At 68.2% G+C, this 14190-nt stretch carries 10 protein-coding genes and 1 pseudogene; 3 read left to right on the top strand and 8 right to left on the bottom strand.

The window, feature by feature from the left end; all coding sequences use genetic code 11:
* Window positions 1-73: 73 nt before the first annotated feature.
* The 3 genes from ACIBTS_RS13710 to ACIBTS_RS13700 form a co-directional block, all read right to left on the bottom strand.
* Entirely contained in the window at window positions 74-934 is an 861-nt protein-coding gene (locus tag ACIBTS_RS13710; protein WP_266392585.1) for an SDR family oxidoreductase, read from the bottom strand.
* Window positions 931-2172, bottom strand: coding sequence for a cytochrome P450 (locus ACIBTS_RS13705; protein ID WP_399319152.1), 1242 nt, complete (start codon window positions 2170-2172; stop codon window positions 931-933). The genes ACIBTS_RS13710 and ACIBTS_RS13705 overlap by 4 nt, the downstream gene beginning before the upstream one ends.
* 108 nt (window positions 2173-2280) lie before the next feature.
* Window positions 2281-2928 (bottom strand): GntR family transcriptional regulator, encoded by a 648-nt coding sequence (locus ACIBTS_RS13700; protein WP_399319150.1) that lies wholly within the window; start codon window positions 2926-2928, stop codon window positions 2281-2283.
* 593 nt (window positions 2929-3521) lie between these two features.
* On the opposite strand from ACIBTS_RS13700, the gene ACIBTS_RS13695 reads away from it, so the two are divergent.
* The 3 genes from ACIBTS_RS13695 to ACIBTS_RS13685 all read left to right on the top strand — a co-directional run bounded on the left by ACIBTS_RS13695 (window position 3522) and on the right by ACIBTS_RS13685 (window position 8811).
* Window positions 3522-5780, top strand: a complete 2259-nt coding sequence (locus ACIBTS_RS13695; protein ID WP_399319149.1) for an ATP-binding protein — start codon at window positions 3522-3524, stop codon at window positions 5778-5780.
* A 245-nt stretch (window positions 5781-6025) separates the two neighbouring features.
* Window positions 6026-7027, top strand: a complete 1002-nt coding sequence (locus ACIBTS_RS13690) for a ribosome-inactivating family protein (protein WP_399319147.1) — start codon at window positions 6026-6028, stop codon at window positions 7025-7027.
* 218 nt (window positions 7028-7245) lie between these two features.
* Window positions 7246-8811, top strand: a complete 1566-nt coding sequence (locus ACIBTS_RS13685) for a LamG domain-containing protein (RefSeq protein WP_399319146.1) — start codon at window positions 7246-7248, stop codon at window positions 8809-8811.
* A 333-nt stretch (window positions 8812-9144) separates the two neighbouring features.
* On the opposite strand, the pseudogene ACIBTS_RS13680 reads toward ACIBTS_RS13685, so the two are convergent.
* From ACIBTS_RS13680 to ACIBTS_RS13660, 5 genes and pseudogenes are all read right to left on the bottom strand, one after another.
* A pseudogene (locus tag ACIBTS_RS13680) lies at window positions 9145-9819 on the bottom strand (NADP-dependent oxidoreductase); the annotation flags it as partial.
* Window positions 9820-9916: 97 nt separating this feature from the next.
* On the bottom strand, window positions 9917-10513 hold the full coding sequence (locus tag ACIBTS_RS13675) for a TetR/AcrR family transcriptional regulator (RefSeq protein WP_266392604.1): 597 nt from the start codon (window positions 10511-10513) through the stop codon (window positions 9917-9919).
* A gap of 77 nt (window positions 10514-10590) precedes the next feature.
* Entirely contained in the window at window positions 10591-11457 is an 867-nt protein-coding gene (locus tag ACIBTS_RS13670) for an ATP-binding cassette domain-containing protein (RefSeq protein ID WP_399319144.1), read from the bottom strand.
* A complete protein-coding gene (locus tag ACIBTS_RS13665) occupies window positions 11454-13205 on the bottom strand; it encodes an ATP-binding cassette domain-containing protein (RefSeq protein ID WP_399319142.1) in 1752 nt (583 codons plus the stop codon). Before ACIBTS_RS13665 ends, ACIBTS_RS13670 begins: the two co-directional genes overlap by 4 nt.
* Window positions 13202-14143 (bottom strand): ABC transporter permease, encoded by a 942-nt coding sequence (locus tag ACIBTS_RS13660; protein WP_399319140.1) that lies wholly within the window; start codon window positions 14141-14143, stop codon window positions 13202-13204. Before ACIBTS_RS13660 ends, ACIBTS_RS13665 begins: the two co-directional genes overlap by 4 nt.
* Window positions 14144-14190 lie beyond the last annotated feature (47 nt).

Raw genomic sequence — 14190 nt, 5'->3', positions numbered from 1 at the left:
AGAATCTGAGGGGGCGGGTGACCCTGGAGCCGACTGCCACGCGTGGGGTGGCGCGCACGGCGAAGGGTTCTGCTCAGCCCTGGGAGAAGGGGCACTGGGACGCGTCGCCCGTGCCGTCGTGAGCGTGTTCGTCCGGACTGTCCAGGAGGGGAAGAGCCTGGATGTCGGCCATGAGATCGCGCGCGTGCTCCATGGCGAAGGCACGGCTGTGCGGATTGGTGGCGATGACCGCCGTGCCCTTCAGCAGGCCGTCGAAGGCCATGCCGGCCACCTCGGCGGACTCCTGGGCGAACGGCTCGATGGCGGCGGCCGCATGCGAATCGGCGGCGACGAGCGCGCTGACCCTCTCGGTGCGGACCCAGCCGGGGGCGAGGAGGGAGACGCCGACGCCGAAGTCCTTCAGGTCGCGGCGTGCCGTGTCGGTGAGGCCGAGCGCGGCGTACTTCGACGCGGTGTATGTACTCATGGGCATCACGTGGGGCGGCACGCCGAGAGAGTGCTCGGAACCGGTGTTCAGGATGTACGCCGATCCGCCTCGCGCAGCGGCGTCCTTCAGCAGCGGTGCGAAGGCGTGGACGACGTGGAACATGCCCAGCACGTTGACGTCGAAGAGACGTTTCGCCTCGCCCGGGTCCACGTCCTGCAGTGCACCGGCCACACCGATGCCGGCGTTGTTGCACACCACGTTGACGGTGCCGAACCGCTCGACGGTGGCCTCAGTCAACCTTTTGACCTGCGAGTAGTCCGAGGTGTCGGTCCGCAGCCAGTCCGCTGTGGCACCGTCGGCCCGCAGGCTCTCCACCGCCGCGCCCGCGTCCTCCACATCGGCGATCATCACCCGGGCGCCGCGTGCTGCGGCTTCGCGGGCGAGGGCCAGTCCGATGCCGGTGGCGCCGCCGGTCACAACGACGACGGCATCCGTCAGAGTGGTCATGAGCGGGCCTCCCGCCGGTCGGCCGTGGTGACGACGATGGGCAGCGACAGCAGCTTGTTGATGAAGGTGCTCCAACCCCGCCTGGGCTCACCGTTCAGGGCGATGGAGACACCGCGACGGTGCATCTCCTCAAAGAGGATCTTGAGTTCGAGCTTGGCAAGGTTCTTGCCGATGCAGTGGTGCGGACCGTTGCCGAACGCCATGTGCTCGTTCGCGGTCCGCAGCGGCTCGAAGCGGTGCGGGTCGGCGAAGACGGCCGGGTCTCGGTTGGCGGCGGTGAAGAACATCTGCACCAGGTCGCCCTTGCGCATCTGCGTGCCGTGGAAGTCGATGTCACGGGTCACCGTGCGAGCCATGTTCATGGCCGGGGTGACGTACCGCAGGAACTCGTCGACCAGCCCGTCCAGGTTGCCGGCGGCGATGACCCGGTCGGTGGCATCGGCGATCTGCGGGTCCTCCAGGATCAACCGCATCGACTGGGCTATGACCGTGTGAGTCGTCTCGAATCCGGCGATGAGGAGCAGGGTGAGGTAGTGCAGGTACTCCGGATCAGTGATCTCACCGCGCTCGGCGCACTGGGCGAGCACGGTGGCGAAGTCGTCCTGGGGGTCTCGCAGTTTGTCCGTTCGCAGTTGTTCCAGGTACGCGTGGACGTCCGGAAGCAGCGCCAGTATCGACTCGCCGCCGTTGGGCTGCTCCGCGGCGTCGAAGATCGTCAGGGTCCAGTCCACGATGCGCTGGCGGTCCTGGTGCGGCACGCCGATCACCCGTGCGATGACGCGGGACGGGACGATGGCCGCTACGTCGCCCACCCAGTTGACCTCGCCGCGGGCGGTGATGTCCTCCAGCACCTCCACGACGATCTCTCGGACCCAGGTGTCGAAGTTCGCGATGACCCGCGGTCCGAACGAACGGGCAGCGGCTCGGCGCAGCCGGCTGTGGACCGGCGGGTCGTTGTACATGATGTTGTGGCTGAACTCGGGATGCGGCGCGGGCAGGGTCGGGAAGAACGGACCCCACTGAGAACTGAAGACCTCAGGGTTCCGTTCGATCTCGACGATGTCGGCGTGCCGGGTGATGCACCAGAAACCGCCGTTGAGCGTGCCTGCCTTCGCCGGCTGCCAGTACAACCCGGGCATCTGCCTGACCGCATCGAAGGTCTGATGGGGTACCCCGGAGGCGAAGGTCGCCGGGTCCGACAGGTCTGGTATCGCCGGGGCGATGGTGTCCGTACTCATTTCCGCACTTCCTTGTGCTCTTGGTGTTCTTGCCGACTTCCTCGGCTTCTTCCGTGTCTTCGGGTTCCTGGTCCGTGAGCCGTCCGCGGGCAGCCGTCCTCGACCGCGTCAGTCGGCTTCCCCCTTGAGCAGGCCCATCGCGACCTCGGCGGACGCTCGGGCCGCGGCAACGTGCCGACGGGCCACCTCCGCCGCGTCGGCGGCGGAACGGCGCCGGATCGCCTCGATGAGATCGGCGTACTCCTGCTTGGTGACGGTCATACGGCCAGGGGTGGCGGCCGAGACGCGGCGCAGGGCGTGGATCCGGCTGTACAGGCCGCCGAGCAGTTCCGCCAGCATGGGGTTGCGGCAGCCGGCGAGCAAGATCCCGTCGAAGCGGTCCAGCACGTCCTTGTTGGCGTCGCCCCCCGGGTTCAACTCTTGGGTGACGGAGGCGAGTTCGTCGACCTCCTCCTGGGTCGCACGCTCGACGAACAAGCGCACCGCGAGCGGTTCGAGTTCGGCGCGGATCTCATAGATCTGTTCGATCTCCTCCGCGGTCGGAGTGGTCACCCGCAGTCCTCGGCTGGGCGACTCTTCGACCAGCCCTTCGGCCTGGAGACGCCTCAGCGCCTCCCGCACGGACGTGCGACTCACTCCGGTGAGCTCGGTCAACTCGCGCTCGGTGAGTCTGCGACCAGGCTGCAGGGCCCCGTCCAGGATGGCCTGACGCAGCGCGTCGACCACCTTGTCCCGTACGAGCTTGTCCTGCGTCACCCGAAGATCGAGTCCAGACCCGGCCACGTCACACCTCTGCTTCCCAGGGATGAACTTTGTATGACGGAATACAGAGTGCCGTGTACCAGGAGCCATCGTCAATGGGGCAGAGGGGACCTTCTTGTACACGGCACTGAGCGAATGAGCTGCGCCGCCGAGATCCAGATGCACAAGTGCGGGCGACGACTCCGCAGACCAGGCGCCCCTTCGGCCAATCGATCGACGCCGTGAGTGCAACCGGCCAGAGGGGCAGCCCTTTGGGGGCATCAGCGGTTGGAGTGTGTCGCCGCGCCAGTCCACGCTTGGTCGCCCGCACGCAGAACCAAACAGGAGGCTCGAACCCCGGTGCTCCGTGCCGCGGGCCGTCCTGTCGGCGTACGTCCGGCCCCATGCCTTCCCCCGCACACGGCGATCAGCTCTGCTGGCACGCGTCGCGCGAGCGCCTACGAGACGCCACTGGATACGACATCAACTACTCTGGCCGCAGCCGCATAGCCCGTGTCCAAGATCCGGGTCAAGGCCCGCCTGAGGGCCGAGGTGCTCTACGTGCGGGTAACTCGGAGACTGGTCGCGTGGCAGGAGGAGCAGCAGGCGTGACCGGGATCGTGGGCAACCTGCCTGTTGCTCTGACAAGTTTCGTCGGTCGGCAGCAAGAACATTCCGAGGTCCGTCGTCTGCTGGGCAGGGCGCGGCTGGTCACGCTCACGGGCATGGGAGGTGTGGGCAAGACTCGGCTGGCGACGGAGGTGGCGTCCGCGTCCCGGAAGGCGTTCGCCGACGGCGTGTGGCTGGTGGATCTCGCCCCGGTCCAGCAGCCGTCGGCGGTGGCCGGCGCCGTCGCAGCAGCGCTGCGGCTGCCGGACCAGGGATCGAAACCGGTCCTGGACCAGCTCTCGGAGCACCTTTCTACCCGCCGGGCCCTGATCGTCCTGGACAACTGCGAGCATCTGGTCGACGCCTGCGCCCAGGTGGCGCAGGTGCTCCTGTCGACCGCTGACGGTTTGCGCGTCCTCGCGACCAGCCGCCATGTGCTCGGCGCGCCGGGGGAGTACGTCTTCAATGTGGTCCCGCTGTCGGTGCCGGACGAGGCCGTGGAACTCCTGCGGGAGCGGGCGGTCGCGGTCCGGCCCGGATTCGAGATCGACGAGAGGAACCGGGATGCGGTGGCGCGGCTGTGCGCCGACCTCGACGGAGTGCCGCTGGCGATCGAGCTGGCCGCGGCCAGGCTGCGGGTCCTCACGCCCGAGCAGGTGGCGGCCCGCCTGGAGGACCGTTTCGCGCTGCTCACCGCCAGCAGCCGGACAGCGCGGCCGCAGCAGCGGACACTGCGTGCGACGCTCGACTGGAGCTTCGAACTGTGCACGTCGGCCGAGCAGCTGCTGTGGACCCGGCTCTCGGTCTTCGTCGGTGGCTTCACCCTTGAAGCGGCGGAGGAGGTGTGCTCGGGCGAAGGCATCGCCCGGCACGAGGTGCTGGACCTGCTCGACCGGCTGATCGTCCAGTCCATCGTGCTCACTGGCGAACGCGAGGACCGGTTCTCGTACCGGATGCTGGAGACCGTCCGCCAGTACGGCAGGGCCCGGCTCGAGGCATCGGGTGAGGAACAGCGTGTACTGCGGCGGCACCGGGACTTCTTCCTCGCGCTGGCAGAACCCCTCGCCGACGGCTGGTGCGGCCCAGGGCAGCAGGAAGCCCTCGTCCTACTGCGGGCCGATCATGCCAATCTGCTCGCGGTCCTGGACTGCCCCGGCGATCCGCAGACCAGACTGCGGCTCGCAGCCGCCTTGCGTTTCCACTGGTGCGTCGGAGGGTTCCTCACCGAAGGACGCCACCAGCTCGAACGAGCACTCGCGGCCGTGCCCGAGCCCACCGCGGCCCGTGCCCACGCGCTGTGGGTGGCCGCCTGGGTGGCCCTGCTCCAGGGAGACCTGGCGGCGGTCGAACGGTGGCTCGACCAGGCCGAACCCCTCGGCGAAGCTCTGGACGACGCGGTGGTGCGCGGCCACGTTCAGGGTATGCGCGGCGCGGTGGAGTTCCGCCGGGGACGGTTGGACCGAGCCCTGCGGCTGATCCGGGACGCGCTGAGATGGCAAAGGGCCTCGGGGGACGACTTCACGCTCATCGTCGGGCTCTTCGAGCTGGCCGTGATCCAGACGGTTCTCGGGGATCCGGAAGCCGAGGACATCGCCCGACAGGCGATGGATGCCGCGCGGGGGCACGGCGACCGGTGGGGTCTGGCGCACGCGCTGTGGGTCCTCGCCCTGCATGCCTTCCTGCGCCATGACCTGGAGACGAGCACCGAGCTACTCCGGGACACGCTGAAGGCGGGACGAGGGCTTGTCGACTACACCTGGACCGCCCTGGTGCTGGAGCTGCTCGCCTGTGTGGCTGCCTCCCGCGGCATGCACGAGCGGGCGGCGGGGCTGGTCGGCACGGTGCACGCCCTTCTGGAGCGCAGCGGCAGCTCGCTGCTGGTGACCGCCCCGTTCCTGTTCGGCCACCATACGCGCTGCGAAGAGGAGATCATCCGGTCTCTGGGGCGGACCGCGTACGAGAAGGCGATGGCAGGTGGCGTCCACCGGGCGACGCCGGCCGAGGCGATCGACTACGCCCTCGGCACCGGGGCGCAAGCGGTCGCCTCGGCCACGCCGACCACCCCGTTGACCCGCAGGGAGCGGGAAGTGGCGGCGCTGGTCGCCAAGGGCCTGAGCAACCGGAAGATCGCCGCCGAGCTGGTGCTGTCGCCGCGCACGGTAGACGGTCACGTGGAGAACATCCGGGCCAAGCTCGGGTTCGGCAGCCGGGCGCAGTTGGCTGCCTGGTGGGCCGGGCAGGAACCACCCACTTCGTAATACCCGTAAGAACACCCATGGTCCGGAACACACCCCGGGGCCGAAGCTTGTGCCACGCCAGAGTCACAGCGGGCGACCCCGGAACCCGGCATGCGGCAGCGCCACAGACCCGCCGGCCCGGAGACGCCAGCAGTACCGGCCCCATGCAGTGCCGGTGCCACCGTCCTGACCTGGCCATCCCTCATGTCCCGCGCAGCCGGGTAGCCACAATCCGGCACGTCGCGTACCTGGAGAGTGCAAGGACCATGAACGAACCGGTCACCATCGAGGTCTCTGAGCCGGCCTCAGGCGGTCAACCGACGGCCGCGCCACCGAGCCGGCACAAGAGCCGTGTCCCCGGCATCATCACCAGGCCCAGGACGGTCGCTTCCGTCCTGGCCGCCGTTGTGCTGGCGCTGGTCGCCAGTCTGATCGGTCCCCTGGGGATGGTGCAGCCGGCCGTCGCCGAAGACGGCAACCCCACGTTCCATGTCGGGGATGACGACGGGCTCGACTACTTCCACTTCATCAACTCGATCCGCGCAAGGGTCCACGACGGCGGGTCAAACTCGGTAGCGGGTGCCTCGAACCAACTCGTGGACCACACCAATCCGTCGGCCACCACTTCGTATCTTCAGGTCGACGTCCACATGTGGGGCAACTCGAACTTCGTGCGCCTGCAGATACGCCGATCGGACCTGTACATCCTCGGCTGGTGGGACAAGAACAACAACTACCGCTACATGGGCAACCGCACAGTCCCGGCCGCCGAGAGCGGGCGGGCGGAGGGCGGCGTCTGGCGCCCCGCTGGCAAGACCATAGCTACCCAATTCGCCGAGAACTACGGCAGCCTCGAAAGCTGGGCCCACGAGAGGCGCGCGGGCATGGGGATCAATCGCTCAGCCATCAGCTCGGCGGCCTGGTACCTCTACGACTCCGACAACAACACGAACATGGCGCGCGGAGTCCTGAGGATGACCCAGTTCATCGCGGAAGCGGCCCGTTTCCGTCCTATCCGCGACAGCATACAAGCCGTGATCGGGACAAACGGCGCCTGGTTCATCCCCGCGCAATTCGCCGCGCAGGAAAACAACTGGGGCACCCTGAGCAGCCGCTTCAACGCTCTCAACATGCTGCCCCGGGGCACCAGGGACCAACACCCCGTCACAGCTTGGCGTCGAGGAGCCTTCAACGAGGCCGTGGCGATCGTTCTCTACACCGCGATCCAGTACGCCCAGTACGTCCTCGAGACATCGAAGGGCCGCTGACCGCGCGCCTGCATGTATCCGACAGTACGCCACACTTTTAGAGGAACACGATGCGAAGATGGAATCCGGTCGGGGCTGTACGTGCAGCGGCCTCTGTCCCGGCCTCGACGCGACGACGGAAGTCCGCCGGTCTCGTCGCCGCTCTCTCCCTGACGCTGGTCGCCGGAGGGGCACTGATAACCGCAGCCCCGGCACAAGCCGACGTCACTGACGGCCTGGTGCTGCGCTACAAGCTGGACGAGACCTCCGGCACGGTCGCGCACGACTCGTCCGGCAACGGCCGCGACGGTACGGTCAACGGCACCGCCGACTGGAAGGGCGCGGACGGGCTGCGTTTCAACGGCTCAAACACCTACGTCAAGGTCCCGGACAACATCATGGCCGGGCTCAGCTCGATCACCGTCGACTTCGACGTCTGGATCGACCCCACCATGGGCAAGCCGTACGGCTTCTACGGCTTCGGCAACACCAACGGCAGCAACGGCAACGGCTACCTGTTCACCACCGGGAACTCGTTCCGGACGTCGATCTCGATGACCGACTACACCGCCAAGCAGGACACCATCCCGTCGAACACCTCCTACCAGCTGGCGCGCGGCATGTGGAAGCACGTGACGTACACCCAGACGGGCAACACGGGCGTCCTGTACGAGAACGGCGTCGAGAAGGCACGCACGACCAACGTGACCATCACCCCGGGCGCAATCGGCGGCGGAACGACGACCGCGGACTACCTCGGCCGGTCACTGTACGCCAACGATCTGTACTTCAAGGGCCGGATGCGGGACTTCCGCGTCTACAACCGAGCGCTGTCCTCCGCCGAGGTGCAATCTGTCGCCAACGAGACCGAGGAGCACTGGGAGCAGGCGCAGGAGCTGGCTTCGTACAACGGCGCGCTCGACGTCTTCCAGGACTCCACCGTCGGGCCCGTCATCATCTTCCCGTCGGACTACACCGGCGACATCGACAACCTGTCGGTCCCGACCGACTGGACCGACGCCTACGGGAACGTCCCCACTTCCTGGCCCACCTTCACGACTGCGAAGAGCCCGCTGTTCACGGTCGAACAGATCGCCACCGTCGAGGACGCGGTCACCGCCCAGGTGCAGCCGAACGGTGACCTCACCTACCGGCTGGACATCACCTACGACGGAACTCAGGACCGGGTGGTGGCGAGGACCAACGCCCCGGCGTCGGTCACCGATCCGCTGGCCACCCAATACGTCGGCCGGCTAGTGATCGAGTCCGACACCACGCCGTCGGGCAAGTGCAGGCCGGACCAGACCAGCGTGGCCAATTCGCTCGCCACGATCGCGACGCCGGCCGACGGTACCGGCGATGTCACCACGGAACTGCAGTGGAAGCAGGTCCAGGCGCTGGCCGACTACAACTGCGCGCTCACCGCCTTCGACGACCCCAACATCGGGCCTGTCATCATCTTCCCCTCCGACTACACCGGCGACATCAACAACCTTCAGAAGCCGCCCGGCTGGACCGACCAGTACGGGCAGGTTCCGGCCGACTGGCCTGCCCCCACGACCGCGAAGAGCCCCCAGTTCACCGTCGCCCAGATCCAGGACATCCAGACCTCGGCCGTCAACCAGATCGCGGGAGCGAGCAGTGACACCACCAACTACAGCGTGACCGTCCACTACGACGGCCCCAGCGACCGAGTGGTGGTCGAGACCGACGCCCCGGCCTCAGTGACCGGCCCGCTGCTGACCACATACCCGAACAAGGTCGTGATCGCCACCCCGTCCACGCCGCCCCTCGCTGACAACTAGGAACGCACATCGAGTAAGGGGGCCGGAGCCACCGGCCCCCTTACTCCCGAGGGCGCGTGAGCGTGACGACCACGGCTGGGAACTGATGCACGCCACTGGAAGCGCACCGTCGTCGGATCCCCAGCATCGAACCGAGCGACAGCCCGAACAGCACCAGCGCCATCTGCGCAATGGAGAGGTCCAGCCGGTCCCGGATCGCGGGCGTGCGCGTCGCCCTCGACGACATCTCGATCGCGGCCACCAGGAACAACAGCAACAGCAACTGACTTCGCCGACCACGGCCCGGTCCACGAGAAGGCTTCTCCGTGCGACCGGGGAGGGAGCCTCCGCTGGTCAGCCGATCTCAAGCACGATCTTGCCGCGGACCCTTCCGGTCTCGCTGAGGCGGAAGGCGTCGGCGGCCTCCGCCAAGGACAGCACACGGTCGATGTGGACGGTGAGCTCGCCGGCGTCCGCGAGGCTCGCGAGGGCGGCGAGGTCCGAGGGAACGGGCTGCGTCCATACCTGGTGCCCGCCGCGCTGAGTCACCTCGGGATCGACGATCGAGGCGACCCGGGAGGGGTCCTTCAGCAGTTCCTGGGAGACAACCACGGCGTCACCACCCACGCAGTCCACGGCAGCGTCCACACCCTCGGGAGCCAACTCCCGCACGCGCTCGGCCAGGCCATCGCCGTAGACGACGGGTTCGGCGCCCAGGGAGCGCAGGAACTCGTGGTTGCCTTCGCTGGCCGTACCGATGACCCGGGCGCCCCTGGCCACGGCAATCTGCACGGCCACGGAACCGACACCGCCGGCCGCCGCGTGCACCAGGACCGTCTCCCCCGACCGGACACCCACCCGGGACAGCGACTGCAACGCGGTGAGCCCGACGAGCGGAAGGCCGGCCGCCTGCTGCCAGGTCAGCGACGCGGGCCTGCCCGCGAGGGTGTGCACGGGTGCGGCGACGAACTCCGCGTAGGTACCGTGCTGCACCTGCTCCGTCCGGACATAGCCGAAAACCTTCGACCCGCACGTTCCATGATTGGTTGAGGTACGGCTTCTGAAGCCAGGCGCATTCCTCAGGGCTCGCCTGGCTTGTCCGGCGCGCGGCGCCGGTGGCGCGGGGTCAGGGTCGGGCTGCTTCGCACAGCAGCCGCAGTTGGCGGGTGACCATCACTGGATCCACGGTCTCCGGGTTCACCAGCCACTGATTCTCCGCTCCCTCGCCGACAGCCAGGACGAGTGCGGCGAAAACCTCGGGGTCCACGTCCGCACGCAGCTCGCCGGCCTCGATGGAGCGCCGTACCGCATCCGCCAGTACCCCGCGCAGGGTCGCGTACCGCCTGGCCACCCACTCCCGGGCCGGGTGTTCCTCACCCGAGGCTTCCGCCGTGAGGATGTGCGCGAGCTGGACAAGCGCCCGGTCGCCGACCACCTGAGCGGTGAACGCGTCCAGGTTCTCCAGGATTTCCAGCAACGTCAGGCCGAGGTCAGGCTGCACGACGTGCAGCTCGGCGTCCCGCTGCTCCAGCAGAGCCAGCAGGACGGCCTGCTTGTTCGGGTAGTAGTGGAGCAGTCCGGCCCTTGTCAGGCCTGCTGCCTCGGCAATGTCATTGAGGCTCCCGGCACGGAAACCGCGCGCGGAGAACACGTCCAGCGCCGCCTTCAGGATGCGCTCGCGCCCGGCACCGGATCCGCCGCCGGAGCGGCCGTTTCTGTCCATGTCGCTCCATGATATGGGCCTGATCAATCACAGCTGTGCAGGGTTCCACGCCGGTCCGGGCTCCCCGGCCGTGCCGCTCACTGTCGGAATGGCTGCCGGGCCAGTCGGCGCTCACGTTGACGTACGGGATCGGCCACGGGTGCGGCCAACTGCAGGCGTTGGGTGTACGGGTGTTGTGGCCGATCGCACACCTGGTCGGCGTCTCCCTCCTCGACGATCTCGCCGTGCAGCAGCACCGCGACCCGATGGCTCATCCGGCGCACCACGGCCAGGTCATGGCTGATGAAGAGGTAGGCGCACGCCGTGTCCTGCTGGATCTCGAGGAACAGGTCCAGCACCGTCGTCTGGGTGGACAGGTCGAGCGCGCTGGTGGGTTCGTCGCAGACGATCAGTCCGGGCCTGAGGGCCAGCGCCCGGGCGATGGCGATGCGCTGCCGCTGGCCGCCGGAGAACTCCCTCGCGAGCCGCTGCCCGGCATCGGCGGGCAGCCCGACCCGGTCCAGCAGTCGGCGCACCCGGTCACGGCCCGTCTCCCGGCCCTGCCGGAGCAGGGGTTCGGTCAGGATCTCCTCGATGGTCATGGACGGGTTGAGCGAGGAGTAGGGGTCCTGAAAGACGACCTGTACGTTCTGAGCGGTGCGGCGGCGCTCCTTCGTACGCAGTGTGGTCAACTCGACCCCGCCCAGCCTGATCGACCCGCCGGTCACCGGCGCGAGGCCCAGAACGGCCCTGCCAACCGTGGTCTTACCGGAGCCGGACTCGCCCACCAGACCGAGGGTCTCACCGGGCCGGATGTTCAGAGAGACGCCCTTCAACACCTCGACGGGCCGGGACCGCCATCCCCGCCCCGGATAGGCGACCCGCAGATCCGAGACGCTCAGCAGCGCGTCGTCGTTCATGCCGGGTTCGTCCATCCGGCACGCGTTCACGCCGTGCTCGTTCATGCCGACCTCGTCCAGGGCTCGCGGACGACGGAGCCGTCCAGCATCGAATCGAGCAGCGTCCGCGTGTACGCCTCCTGCGGCGCGCGGAACAGGCCCTCGGTGTCGTTGGTCTCCACGACGGCTCCCTGTCTCATCACACTGACGCGGTCACAGATGTCGGCGACGACACCGAAGTTGTGCGTCACCAGGAGGACTGCCATCCCACGTTCCTGCTGGAGGACGCGTATCAGGTCGAGCACCTCGGCCTGCACGGTGACGTCCAGGGCGGTGGTGGGTTCGTCCGCGATGATCAGGTCCGGTTCCGTTGCCACGGCACCGGCGATCAGGACGCGCTGCGCCATACCGCCGGAGATCTGGTGGGGATAGGCGTCGAAGGTGCGTCGCGGGTCCTTGATGCCGACCCGGCCGAGCAGTTCCGTGAGTTCCCGGCGTGCCTGGGCCCTGCTGATGTCCTTGACGGCTCGCAGGCCGTGGCTGAGCTGCGCGCCGACGGTGAACGACGGGTCGAGGTTCGACATCGGCTCCTGTGGCACATAGCCGATGCGTTTGCCTCGCACCTCGCGCAGGACCTTGCCGTCGCGCAGGTCGAGGCCGTCGAAAGTGACGGCACCACCGAGGACGACCGCCTGGCGCGGCAGGATGCCGAGGACGGAGAAGGCCGTCTGCGACTTGCCCGAGCCCGACTCGCCGACGAGGCCGAGGACCTCGCCGCGGCGCAGCTCCAGGCTGACGCCGTGGACGACGGTCTTCAGCCGCGCGTCGGTGGTGGGATATCCGATAACCATGTCCCGCACGCTCAGCAGCACGTCCGTCGACGCCGAGTCGGAGGCTATGGACCTCACAGCGGCTTCGGACTCGGTACTCCCGGCGGAGAGACGGTGGCCGGCACGCAGCCGCGCGACCGCTTTGGGGTGCAGCGGCCGGGCCTGGGTGTGCGCGGTCTGCAGGACGTCCCGCAGCGCGTTGCCGACGAGCACCAGGCACAGGGTGGTCGCGGTGATCAGGAGCGCGGGCCAGAGCACGTTGAGCCGAGCCACGTAGATGTTGTTGAACGCGTCCTGGAGCATTCCGCCCCAAGAGGGCGCCGTCGGGTCGCCGAGTCCCAGGAACTCCAGTCCGGCCTGGATGGCGATGCCCGCGCTCAGGACGAACGAGCTCTGCACGACGACCGGTGCCCGGACGGCGCGGAGCACGTGCCGGAAGATGATCCGTGCGTCGGTCAGGCCCGCCACCTTGGCGGCGTCCACGTACAGCTCCCGCCGTACGCCGAGCACCAGCGTGCGGACCAGCCGGTGGTAGGAGGGGGCGATCAGCACACCGAACACCGCCATCGCGGTCAGGGTCGACGGCCCGATCACCGAGTACAGCGCGATCAGCAGCACCAGGCCCGGAAGTGCCATGACCGTGTTGGACACCCAGGAGGCCACGGTGTCGAGACGGCCGCCGAAGTAGCCGGCGGCCAGGCCGGAGGTGACTCCGAGCACCAGCGCCACCAGCAACATGACCGAGGAGGCGGTCAGGGTTCCGAGCGTGGCGTGCATCAGCCGGGACAGGACGTCCCGTCCGGACTGGTCACCGCCGAGCAGGAAGCCGCTGGTCATGGGGGGAGCGTTGGTCAGCTCCAGCCGTGCCTCGTTCGGGTCGTGCGGGGCGAGGAAGGAGGAGCAGAGGCCGAACAGCACGATCAGCAGGAGTGCCACGGAACCGACCAGGCCCAGGGGATTGCGCAATAGTCGTTTGACCGTCATGACACGCGCGCCTTCGGATTGAGCCAGCCGACCAGCAGGTCGACGGCGATGTTGACGATGAGGACGACGACGATGCTGAACAGCACCGATCCCATGACGGCCGGGATGTCGCCCTGAACCGCGGAATCGTTGGCGAGCAGCCCCATGCCCGGCAGGGCGAAAACCCGCTCGATGATCACGACGCCGCCCATCACGGCGACCGTCTGGAGCGAGAGGATCGTCAGGCCCGGTCCGGCCGCGTTGCGCAGCACATGGCGGAAGATCACGGCCCGCTCACTGATGCCCCGGGACCGGAGCGTGCGGACGAAGTCCTGTTCCAGGACGTCGATGACGGCTCCGCGGAACTGCTGGGCGGCCCCGGCGACCGAACCGATCAGTACGGCCAGCACCGGCAGGGCCAGCGAACGGGCCCAGCCGACGGGATCGACGTCCGGCGAGACGTAGCCGGTAGCCGGGAAGGCCCGAAGGGCGATCGCGAAGGCGAAAACCAGCACGATCGCGACCACGAAGTTCGGGATCGCGGCCCCGACGACGCCTGCCACCTGAAGGAAGCGGTCCAGCCCGCCGCCGCGCACGGCGGCGGTGACCCCGACGAGCACGCTGAGGATCATGGTGAACAACAGCGCTGGCACGATGACCGCCAGCGTCACGGGGACCCGGGTGGCCAGCATGTTCGTCACCGGCTCGCCGGTGAAGTAGCTGGCGCCCAGATCTCCCCGGACCAGCCCCCCGAGCCATTTGAGGTACTGGGCGGCTACAGGCTGGTCGAGACCTAGCTCCGTGACCTTGGCTGTGACTTGTGCCTGGGTGGCGCTCTGGCCCAGCACGCGCCGGGCGATCCCCGCGCCGTCGCTGAACACCAGCGCGTAGGTGACAGCTGTGACGACGATCGTGAGGACGATGCCCGACAGCAGCTGCCGCACCGCGAACCTCAGCATGGTTTCCCTTTCCTCGCTGTACTTCCTCGTTCTTCCGCCGGCCGCCT

The organism is Streptomyces sp. NPDC050121, from assembly GCF_044460385.1.
GTDB lineage: Bacteria > Actinomycetota > Actinomycetes > Streptomycetales > Streptomycetaceae > Streptomyces > Streptomyces soliscabiei.
The sequence above is the reverse complement of the archived record's forward strand: the minus strand, read 5'-3'. Positions and strand labels throughout refer to the sequence as shown.

Excerpts from the sequence above, each read along its gene's own strand:
- ACIBTS_RS13660 (WP_399319140.1), bottom strand. The coding sequence starts at position 14,143 with ATGCTGAGGTTCGCGGTGCGGCAGCTGCTGTCGGGCATCGTCCTCACG.
- ACIBTS_RS13675 (WP_266392604.1), bottom strand. The coding sequence starts at position 10,513 with ATGGACAGAAACGGCCGCTCCGGCGGCGGATCCGGTGCCGGGCGCGAG.
- ACIBTS_RS13690 (WP_399319147.1), top strand. The coding sequence starts at position 6,026 with ATGAACGAACCGGTCACCATCGAGGTCTCTGAGCCGGCCTCAGGCGGT.
- ACIBTS_RS13705 (WP_399319152.1), bottom strand. The coding sequence starts at position 2,172 with ATGAGTACGGACACCATCGCCCCGGCGATACCAGACCTGTCGGACCCG.
- ACIBTS_RS13665 (WP_399319142.1), bottom strand. The coding sequence starts at position 13,205 with ATGACGGTCAAACGACTATTGCGCAATCCCCTGGGCCTGGTCGGTTCC.
- ACIBTS_RS13670 (WP_399319144.1), bottom strand. The coding sequence starts at position 11,457 with ATGAACGAGCACGGCGTGAACGCGTGCCGGATGGACGAACCCGGCATG.
- ACIBTS_RS13710 (WP_266392585.1), bottom strand. The coding sequence starts at position 934 with ATGACCACTCTGACGGATGCCGTCGTCGTTGTGACCGGCGGCGCCACC.